This window comes from Paenibacillus sp. J31P13 (assembly GCF_056269295.1).
On record NZ_JBWDNR010000021.1, the window covers coordinates 1 to 16,689 of the forward strand.

Consider the following 16,689-nt stretch of genomic DNA (forward strand, 5'->3'; position numbering starts at 1 on the left):
TCAGTTAGAGTCAGTTAGAGTCAGTTAGAGTCAGTTAGAGTCAGTTAGAGTCAGTTAGAGTCAGTTAGAGTCAGTTAGAGTCAGTTAGAGTCAGTTAGAGTCAGTTAGAGTTAGAATCAGTATTATTAAGCTTACAATCTCAAACGAATCACTAACCCTCATCTGATTGTCAGTAACAAATTAAAAAGAGCCCTCATGAAGGGCTCTTCTGCAAAAAAGAAAACTTAAATATTTGTCTGGGTCTGCCACGCGGCACCTTTTCCATGCCTGCAATATCAACTAGCTCGTTATCTATCCATAGCAGCAGCAAGCGATGGGCGCTTCTCACTGTAATATCAAGCAAGGTTGCCAGCTCATGCACCTTATATTCATATTTTCCGAATCGAGCTCTATTGTGGAGCAGCTTACTCAAATAGGCACTAGTCATACCGGCATCTTCCGCACGTTTAATCAGCTCAGCATCCGTAAATGACAGTACGTTCCGAACCGGATCTGCCGTTTCCAAAGGACCAATTAGCGTCCCGTCCTCTCTTACTATGAAGCATGTATTTCCTCCGGCTTCTTTCGATTTACGCATAGCGATTCTCGCATTTGTGCCTGCTTCATTTGCAGAACGTCCAAAGCCTACCCCAATACTCATCGATACCTCATACGTTTTATTCACATCTTTTGCGAGAGGAATGGTCTTATAACCGCCTGTTTCCCGCTCAAAAATACCTCGCGTTGTAAAGAAAAGGTATTCATCTCCGCCCAAATGAGTCAAGTAACCGTCCAGAGATTCTACATAATCCAAAACCATTCGGTGAATGTTCAGCTTTAGCTTCTGAACCTCATGCTCACTGCCCCGTTTTAATGCCATTTTCTCAAAATTATCGATATTTAATACGCCAACCACAATCTGTGCTTCCTTACTGCGGCGAGTTTCGGTGGAGAGAAGCGCTCGCTCAAGCGTAACTACGATATCCTGATCAGATGGCACTAACCATTCATTTGGAATCCCCAGCTTGTCCAGTTCAAGTGCTACATCCTCCACCCCTGTAATTGCGATGGAACAGGCTCCTGACTCAAACTGGTCCTTATGAAATTGCACAAGCTTGTCCTTGGATGCATAGGGAGGACCGTCATAGATCTTCGACTTTGTTTCTGTTATGCCTAAGCCTGTTAATGTTCGATTGACCATCGTTTCCGTCAACGTATCGACAGAAATTCCGCCGCCCATTTTGCCTGAAAATAGTGCGTTAAATAATGCTTTATATAATCCTGCATCCGTAATCGGTACATGATGCACCGGTATGGACACGTTAAGCTTCTCTTTTACTTTGCGGTGTGTACGAGAATCGGATATGAGAACGACTTCAACCTTATCCTCCAACCCTTCGGCAAGTGCTGATGCATCGTCTCCCTGACGAAGAATAAGAGGAATTGGAGCAAAGGATGGAAAGGTTTCCAGCACCCGCAAAATTTGTTCTACGATGTTAGGAGGCCCGATGATGCCGATATTTATTTGATTATTTTCATTGTTTATTGCGGACATAAAGTATCACTCCCCTAAGTAGATCATACTCGCTCAATACTCGTCAGTACAGGAACACTTATTAAAGAATAAAACAGAATTCTCGAATGATAATATATTCAATAATAAAAATATTATTTTTAACTAATTTAAGAACATAATCAATTTAAGTATGTACTAAGGAATAGTTTATTCTTTTCATTATAATTACAATGGAATATTTAAACACAAGTTTTTTCAAAATGCTTCACTAACGAATTTAACGTATTACCTAGAACTAAATACTTATTCTTGGCAAAATCCAATTCAATCTCATCCAAAAAATAGTTTGTATTTTTCTCCTATTTAGAAAAAGAGAATTATATTTCTTTTATTATTAATTTTTTATTACAAAACAAAGTAAAATGTTATACTAAATTGAAAAAGGAGTGTTTTTTATGTCATTAGATAATATTATTGATTTAAATTCAGGGCAAAATGATCAAAATGAGTCATCCCCACCTATACCAAAGGATCCCCCTCCAATTGCTCAATCCATTGATCACACCAAGAAGGCTTTAATTTTCAAAACTGATAAAATTGCTATATATGCGTATAAAAGCATTTTAAGTTGGACCATTGAAGAAAGCAGTCCTTATATTAGAGATGCCTTTTCTAGAGTATACGAAATGCAATCTCTAATGAATACAAGGATTAATAGGAAACATTGGGCACAATGTCACAACGCAATAAGATCAGCTATCTCAGCAGCTCTTTCACCACCGTTCAGTGAAAAAACTAATCTTGACGTTTTTTTTAAAACTGCAGAAGAATTTATCGATGAAAAAATTAATGAAAAAACAATCGTCGTTAGTAGATCACCTCTTTATGAGGTATACATAAACGAAGACGGAACGGTATCACACTGGCATATAGATACCCCAGAGAGAATATATCCTGCATTAAGTGAATGTAGAAGATTAAAATCAATTATCCAGGTTAGTCTTTCAGGTAAACAAAGTCGATTGGCACATCTTCAATTAGCTACTGCTTTAAGTAACGCCTTTAGCTCGGACCAAAAAACCAATCCAATAGAATACTTTAATAATATTGAATCTTTTATATACTCAAGAGCCTCTGCTCATGCAAAACTAATACATTTTCTATATATGTTTGTTTTTACTATTTTGTTGTTTTCCGCATGTATTCCGCTATATTTTTACATATTAAAAATTGACACTGATATATCTCATTTAATTATTGGTATAACCACTGGTGCTCTGGGATCACTAATATCAATTATTCAACGAAACAATAAAATTGAAATTGATTTTTTAGCACCTTTCCAAAACTTTCTAATTCAAGGTGTTACTCGATTATTTATGGGTATGATTTTTGGAATCGTTTTAATAATCTTGATCAAATCTAATATTATTTCAACAATACTCCCTTCAAACAGCCTATCAGTGATGTGCATATTCGGGATTATAGCTGGGTTTAGCGAAAGATTTATTCCTGATTTTCTAGATAAAATATCAAACGATCCAAGTGGATCAACTCGAAGCGCTTAAAAAGCATATGTATCTGTATCTGTTTCGGGATGTCATGACCTTCTGAAACAGATAATAATAACTCTATAGTATTTCATATCGTTTTATCCATTACCAGCATCTCTAATACCACTCCTTCAAAGTACGCCTTTAAAAAACATACTCATACGGTCTCTACCCTTCAATGTTTGTCACCACTCACACCTATAATGTAAACCGCATACAAAACAAGACAGCATATCACTATGCTGCCTCCATATATTCATATGTTAGATTTGTAACTCACCAAGCTTTATAAGCTCGACAACCGCTTGCGAACGACCCTTTACATTCAACTTTTGCATGACATTAGAAATATGGTTGCGGACAGTCTTCTCGCTGATGAATAACTGCTGAGCAATATCTCTTGTTGTCTTATCCTGTACTAACAGCTCGAATACCTCGCGTTCACGATGCGTCAATAAAAATTTACTCTTATGGTCGCTACCCTTCAATGTTTGTCACCCCTCCTTGCGCGGGTTTTTATGGTTTAACAAGGTTAAGGGATACAGTCAACTTATACTATGAAGGGGCGATATCATTGGTGCTGTCTGCGGAGAAAATGGGCTCCGCTCCCTTACATTTTTGCGTGGATGATCAAACGATGGGTTGGATTCACAATGGGGTCGCATGTGATGAGCGTAAGCAGCTTGTCTTTGTTGTTATAGTTGAGAACTGATACATCATCTGGCTCAACAATAGATACTTTATAGACGGTATACGTAAACGATTGGTCCTTTGTGTCGACGACGATTTTATCTCCGACCTCAATCTCGCCTAACCGATTGAAAAGCTTGCCCTTCGCCCGCATTCGATGTCCCGCAATGGCTGCATTACCAATCTGACCAATATCCGTTGTTTCCTTCAAATGGGCAGTTGCAGACTTCATATTTCTCTGAGTGGCTCCCTCAACAACGGGCAGCTTGAGCTTAATTTTGGCAATGTTAATCGTTGCAATCGGGGTTAGCTTTGGAGCAGGTGTCGGAGTAGCAGTGAGTGCCGGCGTTTCGGTTGGGGCATCCGTACTCCCTTCACCAATAACCGGACTATCTAGATTATTGTTCGACGTCTCCTCGTTAAACAAATCGGTTAAAAGCTCATACTGCTGCTGGGCTTGCTGCTGAGCGATCTCATCGAAGCTTGCTTGCTCCCATTCCGCCATCAGCTTCTCTTGCTGCCTATTGCTGTACCATTCATTTGCTTTCGGATAGAGGAGAACCATAATCCCCAGTACGACGAGTGTATAAGATAATATTCTTCTCATTTCCCCACCTTCCTTGAAGCCCTCTTTATCTCTTTCTATTCTATTTTCTATTCTATTATGTAATGGGAAATGATTATTCCACCCCGCGCTGCTTCGATACGAAAACCCATTTTTTGCTGCCGTAAAAGTTTAGCACTACCGTTACAATTGTAACGATTATTTTGCCCATCAGCGCATCCATCCCCCACCACTTTGTTAAAGCAGCAAGCAGCAGCAGAGAGATGCCAAGTAGAATTCCATTCCACAAAACAAATCTGCCGCTTAATTTGGAATCAAATGACCTTTTTGAAGCTGAATCGTCCTTACCGAAGGTATATCGGCTATTGAGCAAGAAACTGTTAATCATCCCAGCGCTGTAGGCAAGAATCTGAGCGAGCAAATAATAAAAGCCGAACCAAATCAACACGGTGAACACAATAAAATCGATGAGAGTATTAAGTAAACCAACGAGGTTAAATGTAATAAATTGATAAGCGACTTTCTTCAACTGCGAACTAGACATAACTAGACATACTCTTTCTTTCGTTCGGGGCCAGAACTTTCATGGTTCATCGTTCCGTTATGCTCATTTTCAGGATAGCCCTGCAGCTCGCGTACAATATACAACGGCCTGTTTTTGGATTCATCATAGATGCGTCCAATATACTCGCCAATAAGTCCCAGAATCATTAATATAATACCATTAAATAGTAAACTAATTGCGATCATGGATGCCCAGCCCGGTACCGTGCTTCCCGTGAACAGCTTCTGAAATACGACAACGAGCAAGTATAGGAAACAGCTGATCGATAAGGAAAAGCCTGCATAAGTTGCAATTTTCAAAGGCTTGTATGAGAAGGACGTAATGCCGTCTATTGCAAAAGCAATCATTTTTTTCAGCGGATATTTGGTTTCGCCTGCGAAACGTTCCTCGCGAACATATTCAACCATCGTCTGCCGAAAACCAACCCAGCTTACCAAGCCTCGTACAAACCGATTTTTTTCCTTCAGACCACGCAGCACATCACATACCTTGCGATCAATGAGTCGAAAGTCACCTGTATCAACAGGTATATCTACATTGGTCAGACTGCGCAGCGTACGATAAAATATTTTGGCTGTGAGCTTCTTAAATACGGTCTCTCCCTTGCGCTCTAAGCGCTTGCCGTAAACGACCTCATAACCTTCCTTCCACTTGGCAATCATGTCTAAAATGACCTCTGGCGGGTCCTGAAGGTCCGCATCGATCACAACGATCGCATCCCCCTGCGCATAATCCATACCGGCAGAGATTGCAATCTGATGCCCAAAATTTCGAGAGAAGTTAATGAGTCGAACGCTAGGGTCAAAATCGCAAATCGTGGATATCAATTCAACGGTTCGATCCTTGCTTCCATCATTTACGAAGAGAAGCTCATACGGCTCCCCTGTTAGCTCCATAACTTGTTTGAGCCGTTCATACGTATATTCAATTACCGCTTCTTCATTAAACATAGGAATAACAACAGTGTACTTGCATTTCACAGTTGGACGTTTCATTCAACAGCCTCCTTTCTTAAAATAACCAGCTTGGGAACCAGCGCAGCATATAATCGACATACCAGGTTTTTACGGTCATGCCGGATAACGCTGGGAAAAACATAATAAATAGCAAGATCGCTGCAATGACAAATCCGTTCCGCAAGTGCTTAAACTTTTCATTTCTTTCTTCCAGCAGCTTGAATATATACACCAAGCTAAGAATGATAAACGGCACCATTGCAAAATAATGATAGAGGAACGTTAGCCGCGTAACGAGCATCCATGGAATATATTGGGCTAAAAATGCAATCCATATCGTATAGATAGCTTTGTCTCTGCGCTTTATACTTATCCATATTGTTGCCAGCATTGCAAAAATACCAGCCCACCAAATAACCGGATTGCCCATTGCTACAATCGTTGATTTAAGACCAGCAGGCAAATTATCGCCTGAATAATACCAAACCGGACGTTTCATAAACGGCCATTCCCACCAAGTGGAGGAGAACGGATGCGTTGAGACCAGCTTGCTGTGATAGCTGAACATATGCTTCTGATAATCAATAAGACTTTGCAGCGTATACCCTTCACTCATAACGGTCAGCACCGGAATGTTGGATAGGGCATAGATCGCCGCTGGAATCACAATATAAAAGACAAGACAAACGGCTAGTGTAATGAATGTATATCGCGGAAACACACTAACGATATGCTGCAGCTTTTCTTTCATAAAAATAGGTGTCTGCTCATCGTTCGATTTCAGTATCCGCTTAGCAGCCGCATACTGCTTGTAACGCTCATACAAGGAAATGCCTAACATTACAGCTAGGCCTGCCCCGCCGTACAGCACTATCCATTTTGAAGCTACCCCAATTCCAAAAAACAGTCCCGCCAAAAACAGCGGCATCAGCGTAACGCCAAGCTTAACACGGTAAAAGCTCAGCTTGTTATATTTGTGCATGAAATAGAACATCAGCATAATGAAAAACACGCCATACACATCAATCGTCGCTATACGTGTTTGTGTAAAGTGCATAAAATCAACTGCGAACAATGCCGTTGCTGTGATCGCATAAACAGAACGTCCAAACAATCTTTTCGCAAACAAATACATTAGCGGCAGCATAAGAATACCGAACAAGGTACCTGCAATACGCCAGCCAAACGGATTGAGTCCAAACAGCTTAATGCCAATCGCAATAATCAGTTTCCCTAGCGGTGGATGCGTGTTCTCATAGGCTACAATACCCTCTATATGCTCATACGCCGTTCTTGCATGATAGATCTCATCAAAATAAGAGCCGTTCATAAATGTCGCTTCATACCTAGCAAGCTCCTGCTCATCAAACAAGGAAGTAATGCTTCCTCTTGTAGGAGCGGTTGCCTCCAGCTCTGTCACTCCAAGTATCGACAGCGGCTTTTTGCTGCCTTGCTCATATACGGCAAACTCATGCATGGAGAAGCCTGTTTGTACATTCGATAGCTTAATATAACGCGCTTTGAGGGCTGCCAGCTGAGTATTCCACTTAAAGACGGCAACATGGCTGCTTTCGATCTCCATCACATTATCCCAAGAGATACCGTCATTGCTAAATTCATATTTATATTTACCTGTGCCAACGCCGCCAAAGGTATTGATTCGGTCAAGCTGCTTTACATCGCCAAGATCAACAGTAAAGCTTTCTCCAACCGTTGCTGGCTGCCAGACCGTTTTTGGTCCCTTCATGTCGCCAAGCTGATACAGGGCAACAAGCGCATAGAGAAGTGTAATGCTCCCCATCCAAATCCAATCCTTGCGACTCAATCTCTTGGACTCTTGGTTTACTCTTGAAACACTCTCTACTTTGAATTCTGACAACATGTTGAAGTCAGCCTCTTGCTTCTCTGACTCCATAATCGGCTCGATCGGCTTTATTCTGCCGCGTATATAACTATCATAACCGATATAAACCATGTATAGCAGTAATTCTACATTTGCCGCAGAGCATATGAAAACAAGGCTGTTAAACGGAACGTTCGTGGTCACTTTACTATAATCAAGCACATAAGCCATATTCACGAAATTCGTCAAACTGAATCCAACGTAAAGCGTCAGTAATCTGCGATCAAAGGTTTGGATAAACGCTGCAACTGCGAGCAGCATGATAGGAAACATATAACGCTCATGCATTTTCGTAACACCCATAAATACTACAGCAATTAATATCATTGCCACATAAAAGAGACGGCTGGAAGGATTAATATCCCGCTTCTTCAACCCAAAGTAAGAAGCAAGCGCCACTGCCCCCAAAATAAATATAGTCCCCCATATCTGCAAAGGAAGGAACAGCCACGTTTCAGTTAGCGGCTTCCAATTGGCATTGCTGAGTGCATAAATATTAAATGCATTAAGCGTAGCATACGGGTAAGAGGATAACGTTCCTTTATATAAATCAATCAGCGAAGTTAAGCCTCCATTTCCCCAGAAGAAGGGCAATGCAAGCACGATAAAAGTACCAAAGCCATAAAAGGCACTTACTAAAACCTGCTTCCAATCCCTCCGATAAACAAACCACAGCAGCAGCACCGGCATGAAAATAAATGCTTGAGGTTTAATTAATGCCGCGATAGCAAACCATACGGAGGCGCGCTCGATTTTGTTATCCGATAGGCCATGGATCGAGAGCACAAGTACCAATGCAAAGATGGAGTCCACTTGGCCCCATGCAGCCGAATCGACGATAATAGCAGGATTGAATAAATACAGCAGGGCTAGTCCAATAGAAAAGGAGAAGCTTGCCTTCTTCCGCGTCCACTTGAATATCATATAACCAGCAATCAAATCCGCTAATATAGCTGGCATTTTGAACAGCAATAACGCAGCATTTGAAGCCGTATCAAGCGATAGGAAGCTCTTGATCGCCCCTAACAGATAGAGGACATACATATAGCCTGGAGGATAATCCACGAACGTCCCTGAGTTATAAAAACCCGAGAGCCCCTGAGTCAGCACATGATTGGCCCAAGACATAAACAGAGCGATGTCATTGGCATAGCCCTTATTCGATATTGCAATAAGAACTCGAACAATTAGAGCTGCAAGCAGAACTACAGCTACCCCAATTTGTTGATGCGTTAGCTTGTCCTTCAACCAGCTTCGATCACGAAGCAGCTTCGTATATACAATCATAAATAGTGCGACAAACAAAAGGATGCCCGCCAGCAAGGGGAGAACAGATCCAACTGCAACAGCCTCTTCGGGTTCAGGGCTTATCTCCGTTCCAGTTAAGCTGAATACCTCAGCGCCTCCTGGCGCATTCGATACTTTCTCGATACTCAGATCATCAAAGTAAGCTTTTCCCGTATTAATGCTTCCATAGCCGCCCAGGCTGGCACCAAAAACAATGCTCTTCTGATCCTTGCCTGTTTTTCCGTAGAAATGTACATACACCCATTTGCCATTCGTATCTTTTACTTCCGGGTAGTTTACAGCCACGCCATCCACGTAAAATAAGGCGCCGACAGCTGCAGGACCTATATTTTCTGTCTTCACATAACCGGATAGCTTGTATACGGTTTTCGGTTTAACATTTACGGTCTGTGTCCAACGTGAATGATTTGCTTCTTTATTCTCAAGAACAATCGAATATGTACCTGTGTGTGTCTCGTTCTCATCAAGCGTGTAATTCGTTATATGTTCTTCCATTAAGTATGCATTGTGGCTCCACTCGTCTGGGACACCGTTAGTTACATTCTCGAAGCTTCCATTTTTCAGAAGATTATTGGCTGCATGACCGACAACAGCTGGCCAAAGTAGAGTGAGGAGAAGAAGTGTGATTGCAGTGCGAAACGATAATTTTAGCATTAATCTAATTTCCACCTCATATCGGCATTATTATAAGCTTTAATAGTGAAATACATTATCACTGTATAGGATAATACTAGCAGGGTCAACACAATTAAGGGGCGAAAATCCCAATTTATTCAGACTTCTGGTACATACTATTTTTAAAATAGAAAAACTGCCGGATATGGCGTACCGACAGTTTACCATTCGTAGCTGCGCATGCATAAGTTGCTGTGGAAGCTCAGCGAACGATCCTATACAAAACCTCACCTTTTCTATTCAACCAACGAAAATACAAGTGAAGGGCATCTCTAAGCTTATTATAGCTCAGTAATAGATATGAAATAAAGATAGCCTATCATCTTTTATTCCATTTTTTCTATTAAATTGCAAATGATAACCCTATGCAGCAGATTGTCATTCCCCGTAGTTTGACCTTCTTCTCACATGCCATATACTATGATGGCCAAGATTCGTAGGAAACCGTTCATATGTCTAATTTCAGAACAATCTTATTGATTCGCTTCAACTGCTAGATTCATCAATTCCCTCCTTCGTTATAAGTCTCCGCCTCCGAGCCTTACAATTTTGGCTTTCCCCCTCAATCCTCCCGTCACATTGCGCGTATCATAAATAAAGCGGCTATGCTCCAGCAGAAAGGTAATAGGAATGCTTGAATGATCCGTTGCAATGACAACGCAATCTTGATCCTTTAATGCATCGCAAGTTATCGGCGAGCTTGCAAGCTTGTGATCTCCCATTTCCAAAACTGGAACATAAGGATCATGGTAAGCAACACTTGCCCCCTGAAGCTGCAGCATTCTAATCAATTGTACAGAAGCTGATTCCCTCTGATCTGCTATGTCTGGCTTATATGTGATGCCGTAAACTAATATTTTGGCATTATCAATCGATTTTGGAGCCAAATGTTTCTTAAGCTGGCTAGTAACATATAGAGGCATCAGATCATTAATTCTATTTGCTGCTCCAATGAAACTCGACTGGATATCATATTGATTAATTTTCCATTCCAAATAGGAGGGATCAACAGGTATGCAATGCCCCCCAATCCCCGGTCCCGGGTAAAAAGCTTTATAGCCGAAAGGCTTCGTGCTGGCGGCATCAATTATTTCCCATACATTCAAACCTAAAACATCGCATATCATAGCTAATTCATTAATAAAAGATATATTGATCAATCGATAAGCATTTTCTAATATTTTTGTCATTTCTGCTGCATCAGTAGAGGAGACCGTATGAACTTCGCTAAATACTTCCCTGTATAATTGCTCCGCTCTAGATAAACACTGTGCTGTGATTCCGCTTACCACCTTCGGAATGATTCCAATTGGATAATTTTTATTACCTGGATCTACGCGCTCTGGTGAGTAGGCTGCATGAAAATCAGTTCCTACCATTAATCCAGTTTGGCAAAGAAGAGGAAGCAAAACCTCTCTAGTCGTGCCAGGATAAGTCGAACTTTCTAAAATAACGAGCTGTCCCTTCTTTAAATGCTTGCTTATTTCTGTCGCCGCTCCATTTAAATAAGACAAATCCGGGGTACCTTTGGCCGTTAGCGGGGTTGGCACACAGATGATAACCGCTTCAGCAGAACTGATATCATAATATTGACTGGTTGGTTTAAATCTTTTGGATGCTATAGCTGACTCAATTTTTAGGTTTTCGATTTCAGTTATATAGCTCTGCCCGCAGCTAAGCTGCTCGATCTTTAAACGATCCCGATCAATTCCTATTACTTGAAAGCCTTTCTGGACAAAAAGGAGTGCTAAAGGGAGACCGACATAGCCTAAGCCCACAATAGCAACCGTTCGATTCATATGGCCATTATTTAAGTTTCGTTCGTCACCCATAATCTACCATCCCAACTCCTTCTAGCTTAACTTAGATATTATATGAAAGAAAAAGTTAATAGATTGGGCTGTTTGCTAGTAAAATTCGCACAAAAAAACGGCTTATGGAACAATATCCAGAAGCCGTTAATACGTTATTATTCCGATTTTTGATTAGTCGTAAATATTAGTATGATCCTTAGTGCTCAAGTACTTTATTCCATTATCGCTTGATTTTGCGGGGAAGACACGCTCTGCCATCGCATTAAACTCCGCAATATAGCTCTGAAGTGGATGTCCGTGTTTTGCATCATTCATATATGAAGTCATTCGGCCAACAAAGTCAGGATTTGCAGAAACGTATACATGTCCTACCTTAGGTTTTGCTCGTTTTACTTCCTGAACAATTTTATCTTTCATTTCAGCTGTAAGCATATGCGCACCTGTAGATAAGGTGCTCATTTTCCGACTTACTCGCGTTCCTTCTTTCCCCAAATAACCGCTGTTCGTTCTGCTCAGCATTTTTGAATCAACACCGTCTGCATGCTCATCAAATGAAACAGCGACATAAGCATTACTGTCTGTCATCATCACATAGGATGATTTGACATCACCCATCGCTTTTATTTTGTCGGCTACTTCTTGATCGATTTCCATACGATAATTTTTGTGCGAGCCGATGACATTGTTGCTGTTCAATCTGCGGCCATTCACACGGTTCATTTCATTTTTCTGGTCGTTCGCAAATCTTTTATCTTTCAATAAATTGCCGTTTGCATCAAATCGTATACTGTTCGAACGGATGTCCTTATTGCCTAGCTCGCCGTGTTTTTCCATACAGCCTGTCAGCATTGTACCAAGCAGTACGCCGACTGACAAAGCAGCTATTCTTTTGCGCATTTAGCCATCCTCCATTCATTTTGATGGGGCTGGGGACCCCTAATTATCTTTCGCTCTGAGGGGCCTAACTATACATATTTTATTGACTTAACGGAAAGAATGATGTAAATTAGGATCAACTACTAGTACTTGGTACTAATTCGAAAGGAAGTGTATGAAGCATGAACGAAAAAAGTAAAGTTAACGAGCCATCTTCTACTCTCTCCAACGCTGTTGTTACTGCAATCGGCGCGTATGTTCCCGAGCGAATTTTAACAAATGCCGACTTGGAGAAGCTCGTCGATACGAGTGATGAATGGATTGTACAGCGTACTGGTATTCAAGAGCGGCATATCGCTGCCGAGAAACAGTTCACAAGCCATTTATGCTTCGCCGCGGTTCATAACATGATTGAACGCTACAGCGTTGCTCTAACTGATGTTGACTATATTATTGTCGCGACCTCAACACCTGATGCTGTTTTTCCAAGCGTCGCTTCCCAGGTTCAAGCACATTTTGATATAAAAAATGCTGGCGCCGTTGATATTCAAGCGGCGTGTGCTGGCTTCGCTGCTTCCATTCAGTTGGCTAACGGCTTGCTGCTCTCAGGTGTATATCGAAAAATTTTGGTCATTGGAGCCGAAAGCTTGTCCAAAATTACTGACTATACAGACCGTACGACATGTATTTTATTTGGTGATGGGGCTGCTGCTTTTCTTATGGAAGCATCAAATAACGGATACGGAAACGTCATTGCTGCCTCAAGTAAAACAGACGGATCGGGCGGACACTTGCTTTATCGCAGCAGCTTAGCATCTGCAATCGGAGAGCATGACATTCATATGCACGGACTTCTTGTTCAAAATGGTCGAGAGGTATACAAATGGGCTGTCAGCAAAGTATCAGAAGGAGTAAGCGAATTGCTGCAAAGAAGCGGTCTGGCAGTCTCGGATATTGATTGGTTTGTCCCGCATAGCGCGAATATGCGCATTATTGAATCTCTATGTGAAAGAACAGGATTCCCCTTGGATCGAACACTTTCGAGCATCAAGGGTTTTGGCAACACCTCTGCCGCATCCATCCCGCTCGCAATTAACGAAGCCGTCATTGAAGGAAAATTAAAAAAGGATCAGCTTTTACTTCTATATGGCTTTGGTGGCGGTTTGACACAAGCCGGCGTTATTTTGCGATGGTCTCTCTAAGTCGTATGCTTTGCAAACAGCCTTATATCCTATTATCGTTTACGCATTATTTGGGTACGATATTTGATATAAGGCTCAGCGCCGTTTACAACCGCTCTTCATATGCTGCTTGATGTCCATCTTCAAAGCCCTTGGCATAGCCGGTGTTATAGCCGTCATTGAAGGTTAATCCTAAGCCAGCGCGCTCGTTTAACTTTTGAGTCAAACGCTGTCTAATTACATGCTTCCGCCGCCGCAGCATTTTTTTGCCCGCGTAATTGGAATTGCTTCGGCTGGTTCGTTTTTGAGAAACTGTATCATTATCCCGACCTCTCAGTGCAGCTTTACATTTACTTTTCAGCAATTTTAAAACCTCCTAAACCTTACCGTTTTTATTTTAGTTGGATATTATAATTGTTGACGTAGAAAGATGGGAGCAATAATGGGCAATCCATTGGGGAGAGCACGCAAATCTGCATCACATAATTGGGCTAATGGCGCATTATGCAAGCCCCATGCTTTTTCTGCTTGTTGGGTTACAATAGACCGCTTTTTACCCTTTTCGAGATAAAATGCTTTTCCTTCATTCGTCTCATACCGCTTCCCATGATATGCATCAGCTTTTTCATCATAATGAACCACATTTAAGCATTTACTCACCTCAGTAGCTTCAACTGGTTCTCCAATAGGCCATCTCCACATATCCAACTGCGAAAGTCTTATAACGTTCGACTGATCCCAGTTACCGATGATCGGTCTTCTTACGCCGGCTTCTATCCAATACAGGGACTCATTTAACCCTTTTACAACCATTTCCATTGGATAAAATAAAGCTTCTCCAAGCTTTGGATCACTATCAGCCTTTGATTTTTTCCTAATTGCTTGAATAGAGGATAAAAAAGCATCTATATCAAAGTTTTTTTCGCTCATATGCTGCCATTTTTCCATATAGTAGATTTCCGATGCTGATCTATCCAAATTTTCAATATCTCTTAATTCCGCTGCTTCCTGCTCCACCCTTTTCTCGTCGAGATGAACATATACATCTCTAGCACATTGGAGCGTATAACCCTGTAAATGAACACGAAGACAATAATCACGGACGTCGAAAGGCGCTTCCTGACAGCCTTCGTCCAAATAACCAACCCGCTCCAGCAGCTCTCGTCGAAATAATAAACAATCTCTACTCAAAAAAGCTGCTCGTTCCCATCTTGAAGGGTCACTTTCGTTATTGCCTCTTGCAAACTCATGCATCGCATCCAAATCTTCAAATTCGATCCCTAGCTGCTGATCCTCACTTAAACCGTTTAATATGGGACCAACCATTCCAATTGCGTCATTGCTATTTAAACAAATTAATAAATTTTCTAGCCAATTTTGCGTTGGAATAATATTGTTGTTTAATAGCAGGATGGTCGTTCCCTTCGCCATCATACAACCTCTGTTAGCAGAGCCGGTAAAGCCTATCTTTTTATTTAAAATCCGATATCTAACGTGACTGGATAATTGCTTTAAATAAGGTTCAAGACTGTCCGTGGAGCCATCGTCGATAACAATAATCTCATAGGGAAGATCCGTATAGGCTATAATCCCTTTCAGACATCTCTTTATTGCTTCAACATTGTTATAAGCTGGAAGGATAATACTTGTACCTTCAAAATAAGCCTGAAAATTGTCATGACCTGCCAGCAGCCCTTGCTCATAACCTTGATCTAAGCCTTGTTTATACTTTTGGAATCGTCTTTCTGCTTGATTGCGTAATCCAACATTACTCTTGAGATGACGGACTGGCCTTTTTTTACGACTCATCAATGATCTCTCCAATCCTTCTTAAGTTCATGGACTTCAACATCATATTGTATGTATAGACATTTTTTCCGTAACGGCAGTCGTACTGCTTCATGATGAATAGTCGATAAATAAACACAGCTTATTTCTGCTGAAAAAAACAAAGGATTTGGACGCAATTATCTCGCGTTCAAATCCTTTTGTTTGGCACTCAAAATCCATCTTGGATAGTTTGTCAGCAAGAGGATAGAGTTTTCAGCTTTTGCCGATTGCAATCCAGTTTATGCTGCCCTTTGGTTCATGGCTGATGCGTGTGCGAATGATAGCGATGACAGCTCTATCGAGCGCCTTCGATTGAACTACGGCATAACATGCAGGATTATCTGCTGTTACTGTCAAGACGTATTGCGTGTTCGCAAAAGGTTCATCAAAAGAAATAATGAGCTCCACCTGCTCTTCTTGCACCCCAAAGCTGTAAGGAGACAATCCGAACTGTTGCTTGACAACACCGCTGACAGAGGTTGTAATAATCGGTACGAACTGCAACTTTGAAAGCCCTACAGACTGATCTTGGATATGAGATCTTGAGATCGCACCGCCAGCGATATGCTCTCCGTGAATTGTAGATAATCCCAAATTAAGCTGAGGCAATACACCTGGAGCAAGTTTATCTGCACTAATACTCCCCGGCGCAATCTGCTCTGCTCCTACACTTCCCACCGCTAGTTTTTCTCTTGTGACGCTGCCTGTCGTGAGCTGTCTTGTGCCTACACTTCCGTAATCCAGCTTATCCATCGTTACACTGCTCGCAGATAGCTGCTCTGTATCTACGCTTCCCACTGCAAGCTTCTCGGACGTCACACTACCCGCTGAGAGCTGCTCCGTATTTACACTTTCCAGCGCAAGCTTATCCGTTGTTATACTTTCCGCTGCAAGTTGTTTTGTCCCTACGCTCCCCACTGAAAGCTGCTCCGTCCCTACACTTCCAAGGGCAAGCTTCTCTCTTGTGACGCTGCCCGCCGAAAGCTGAACCGTTCCCACACTTCCCTGCGCAAGCTTTTCTGCGGTTATACTTCCGGTCGTAAGTTGCTCCGCTCCTACGCTCCCAACTGAAAGCTGCTCCGTTCCTATACTTCCAGGGGCCAGCTTCTCTCTCGTTATGCTGCCCGTCGAAAGCTGTACCGTTCCCACACTTCCCTGCGCAAGCTTTTCTGCGGTTATACTTCCGGTCGTAAGTTGCTCTGCTCCTACGCTCCCAACTGAAAGCTGCTCCGTTCCTACACTTCCAAGGGCAAGCTTCTCTCGCGTTACGCTGCCAAC

Annotated in this window: 13 protein-coding genes; 2 read left to right on the forward strand and 11 right to left on the reverse strand. The window is 41.8% G+C overall.

The features are described 5' to 3' along the window. Positions 1–193 precede the first annotated feature (193 nt). A complete protein-coding gene (locus tag AC0YOD_RS28760; protein WP_475802759.1) occupies positions 194–1,534 on the reverse strand; it encodes a GGDEF domain-containing protein in 1,341 nt (446 codons plus the stop codon). A 416-nt stretch (positions 1,535–1,950) separates the two neighbouring features. Here AC0YOD_RS28760 and AC0YOD_RS28765 point away from each other — a divergent pair, with 416 nt between their 5' ends. Continuing rightward, complete coding sequence (locus AC0YOD_RS28765) at positions 1,951–3,063, forward strand: hypothetical protein (protein ID WP_475802760.1); 1,113 nt, start codon at positions 1,951–1,953, stop codon at positions 3,061–3,063. 248 nt (positions 3,064–3,311) lie between these two features. Here AC0YOD_RS28765 and AC0YOD_RS28770 read toward each other — a convergent pair whose 3' ends face one another. From AC0YOD_RS28770 to AC0YOD_RS28800, 7 genes are all read right to left on the reverse strand, one after another. Beyond that, entirely contained in the window at positions 3,312–3,536 is a 225-nt protein-coding gene (locus AC0YOD_RS28770; protein ID WP_006040330.1) for a helix-turn-helix domain-containing protein, read from the reverse strand. 122 nt (positions 3,537–3,658) lie between these two features. After that, positions 3,659–4,345 (reverse strand): class D sortase, encoded by a 687-nt coding sequence (locus AC0YOD_RS28775; protein ID WP_475802761.1) that lies wholly within the window; start codon positions 4,343–4,345, stop codon positions 3,659–3,661. A gap of 73 nt (positions 4,346–4,418) precedes the next feature. Then, complete coding sequence (locus tag AC0YOD_RS28780; RefSeq protein ID WP_475802762.1) at positions 4,419–4,847, reverse strand: GtrA family protein; 429 nt, start codon at positions 4,845–4,847, stop codon at positions 4,419–4,421. Positions 4,848–4,849: 2 nt separating this feature from the next. After that, complete coding sequence (locus AC0YOD_RS28785; protein ID WP_475802763.1) at positions 4,850–5,863, reverse strand: glycosyltransferase family 2 protein; 1,014 nt, start codon at positions 5,861–5,863, stop codon at positions 4,850–4,852. A 16-nt stretch (positions 5,864–5,879) separates the two neighbouring features. Continuing rightward, positions 5,880–9,689, reverse strand: a complete 3,810-nt coding sequence (locus AC0YOD_RS28790) for a phospholipid carrier-dependent glycosyltransferase (RefSeq protein WP_475802764.1) — start codon at positions 9,687–9,689, stop codon at positions 5,880–5,882. Between the two features lie 539 nt (positions 9,690–10,228). Further along, positions 10,229–11,542 (reverse strand): nucleotide sugar dehydrogenase, encoded by a 1,314-nt coding sequence (locus tag AC0YOD_RS28795; RefSeq protein ID WP_475802765.1) that lies wholly within the window; start codon positions 11,540–11,542, stop codon positions 10,229–10,231. A 153-nt stretch (positions 11,543–11,695) separates the two neighbouring features. After that, a complete protein-coding gene (locus tag AC0YOD_RS28800; protein WP_475802766.1) occupies positions 11,696–12,421 on the reverse strand; it encodes a YhcN/YlaJ family sporulation lipoprotein in 726 nt (241 codons plus the stop codon). A 161-nt stretch (positions 12,422–12,582) separates the two neighbouring features. On the opposite strand from AC0YOD_RS28800, the gene AC0YOD_RS28805 reads away from it, so the two are divergent. After that, entirely contained in the window at positions 12,583–13,602 is a 1,020-nt protein-coding gene (locus AC0YOD_RS28805) for a beta-ketoacyl-ACP synthase 3 (protein ID WP_475802767.1), read from the forward strand. An 85-nt stretch (positions 13,603–13,687) separates the two neighbouring features. Here AC0YOD_RS28805 and AC0YOD_RS28810 read toward each other — a convergent pair whose 3' ends face one another. The 3 genes from AC0YOD_RS28810 to AC0YOD_RS28820 all read right to left on the reverse strand — a co-directional run. Beyond that, on the reverse strand, positions 13,688–13,945 hold the full coding sequence (locus tag AC0YOD_RS28810; RefSeq protein WP_475802768.1) for a hypothetical protein: 258 nt from the start codon (positions 13,943–13,945) through the stop codon (positions 13,688–13,690). A gap of 44 nt (positions 13,946–13,989) precedes the next feature. Next, positions 13,990–15,390 carry a glycosyltransferase gene (locus tag AC0YOD_RS28815; protein WP_475802769.1) on the reverse strand — a complete coding sequence of 467 codons (1,401 nt, stop codon included), beginning with the start codon at positions 15,388–15,390 and terminating at the stop codon, positions 13,990–13,992. Positions 15,391–15,624: 234 nt separating this feature from the next. Beyond that, positions 15,625–16,689: WIAG-tail domain (locus tag AC0YOD_RS28820; RefSeq protein WP_475802770.1), on the reverse strand; the 1,065-nt coding region annotated here is incomplete at its 5' end.

What these genes read in the sequence shown, in the direction of transcription:
- AC0YOD_RS28760 (WP_475802759.1), bottom strand. Translation starts at nt 1,534, where the DNA reads ATGTCCGCAATAAACAATGAAAATAATCAAATAAATATCGGCATCATC.
- AC0YOD_RS28765 (WP_475802760.1), top strand. Translation starts at nt 1,951, where the DNA reads ATGTCATTAGATAATATTATTGATTTAAATTCAGGGCAAAATGATCAA.
- AC0YOD_RS28775 (WP_475802761.1), bottom strand. Translation starts at nt 4,345, where the DNA reads ATGAGAAGAATATTATCTTATACACTCGTCGTACTGGGGATTATGGTT.
- AC0YOD_RS28780 (WP_475802762.1), bottom strand. Translation starts at nt 4,847, where the DNA reads ATGTCTAGTTCGCAGTTGAAGAAAGTCGCTTATCAATTTATTACATTT.
- AC0YOD_RS28785 (WP_475802763.1), bottom strand. Translation starts at nt 5,863, where the DNA reads ATGAAACGTCCAACTGTGAAATGCAAGTACACTGTTGTTATTCCTATG.
- AC0YOD_RS28790 (WP_475802764.1), bottom strand. Translation starts at nt 9,689, where the DNA reads ATGCTAAAATTATCGTTTCGCACTGCAATCACACTTCTTCTCCTCACT.
- AC0YOD_RS28795 (WP_475802765.1), bottom strand. Translation starts at nt 11,542, where the DNA reads ATGGGTGACGAACGAAACTTAAATAATGGCCATATGAATCGAACGGTT.
- AC0YOD_RS28800 (WP_475802766.1), bottom strand. Translation starts at nt 12,421, where the DNA reads ATGCGCAAAAGAATAGCTGCTTTGTCAGTCGGCGTACTGCTTGGTACA.
- AC0YOD_RS28805 (WP_475802767.1), top strand. Translation starts at nt 12,583, where the DNA reads ATGAACGAAAAAAGTAAAGTTAACGAGCCATCTTCTACTCTCTCCAAC.
- AC0YOD_RS28815 (WP_475802769.1), bottom strand. Translation starts at nt 15,390, where the DNA reads ATGAGTCGTAAAAAAAGGCCAGTCCGTCATCTCAAGAGTAATGTTGGA.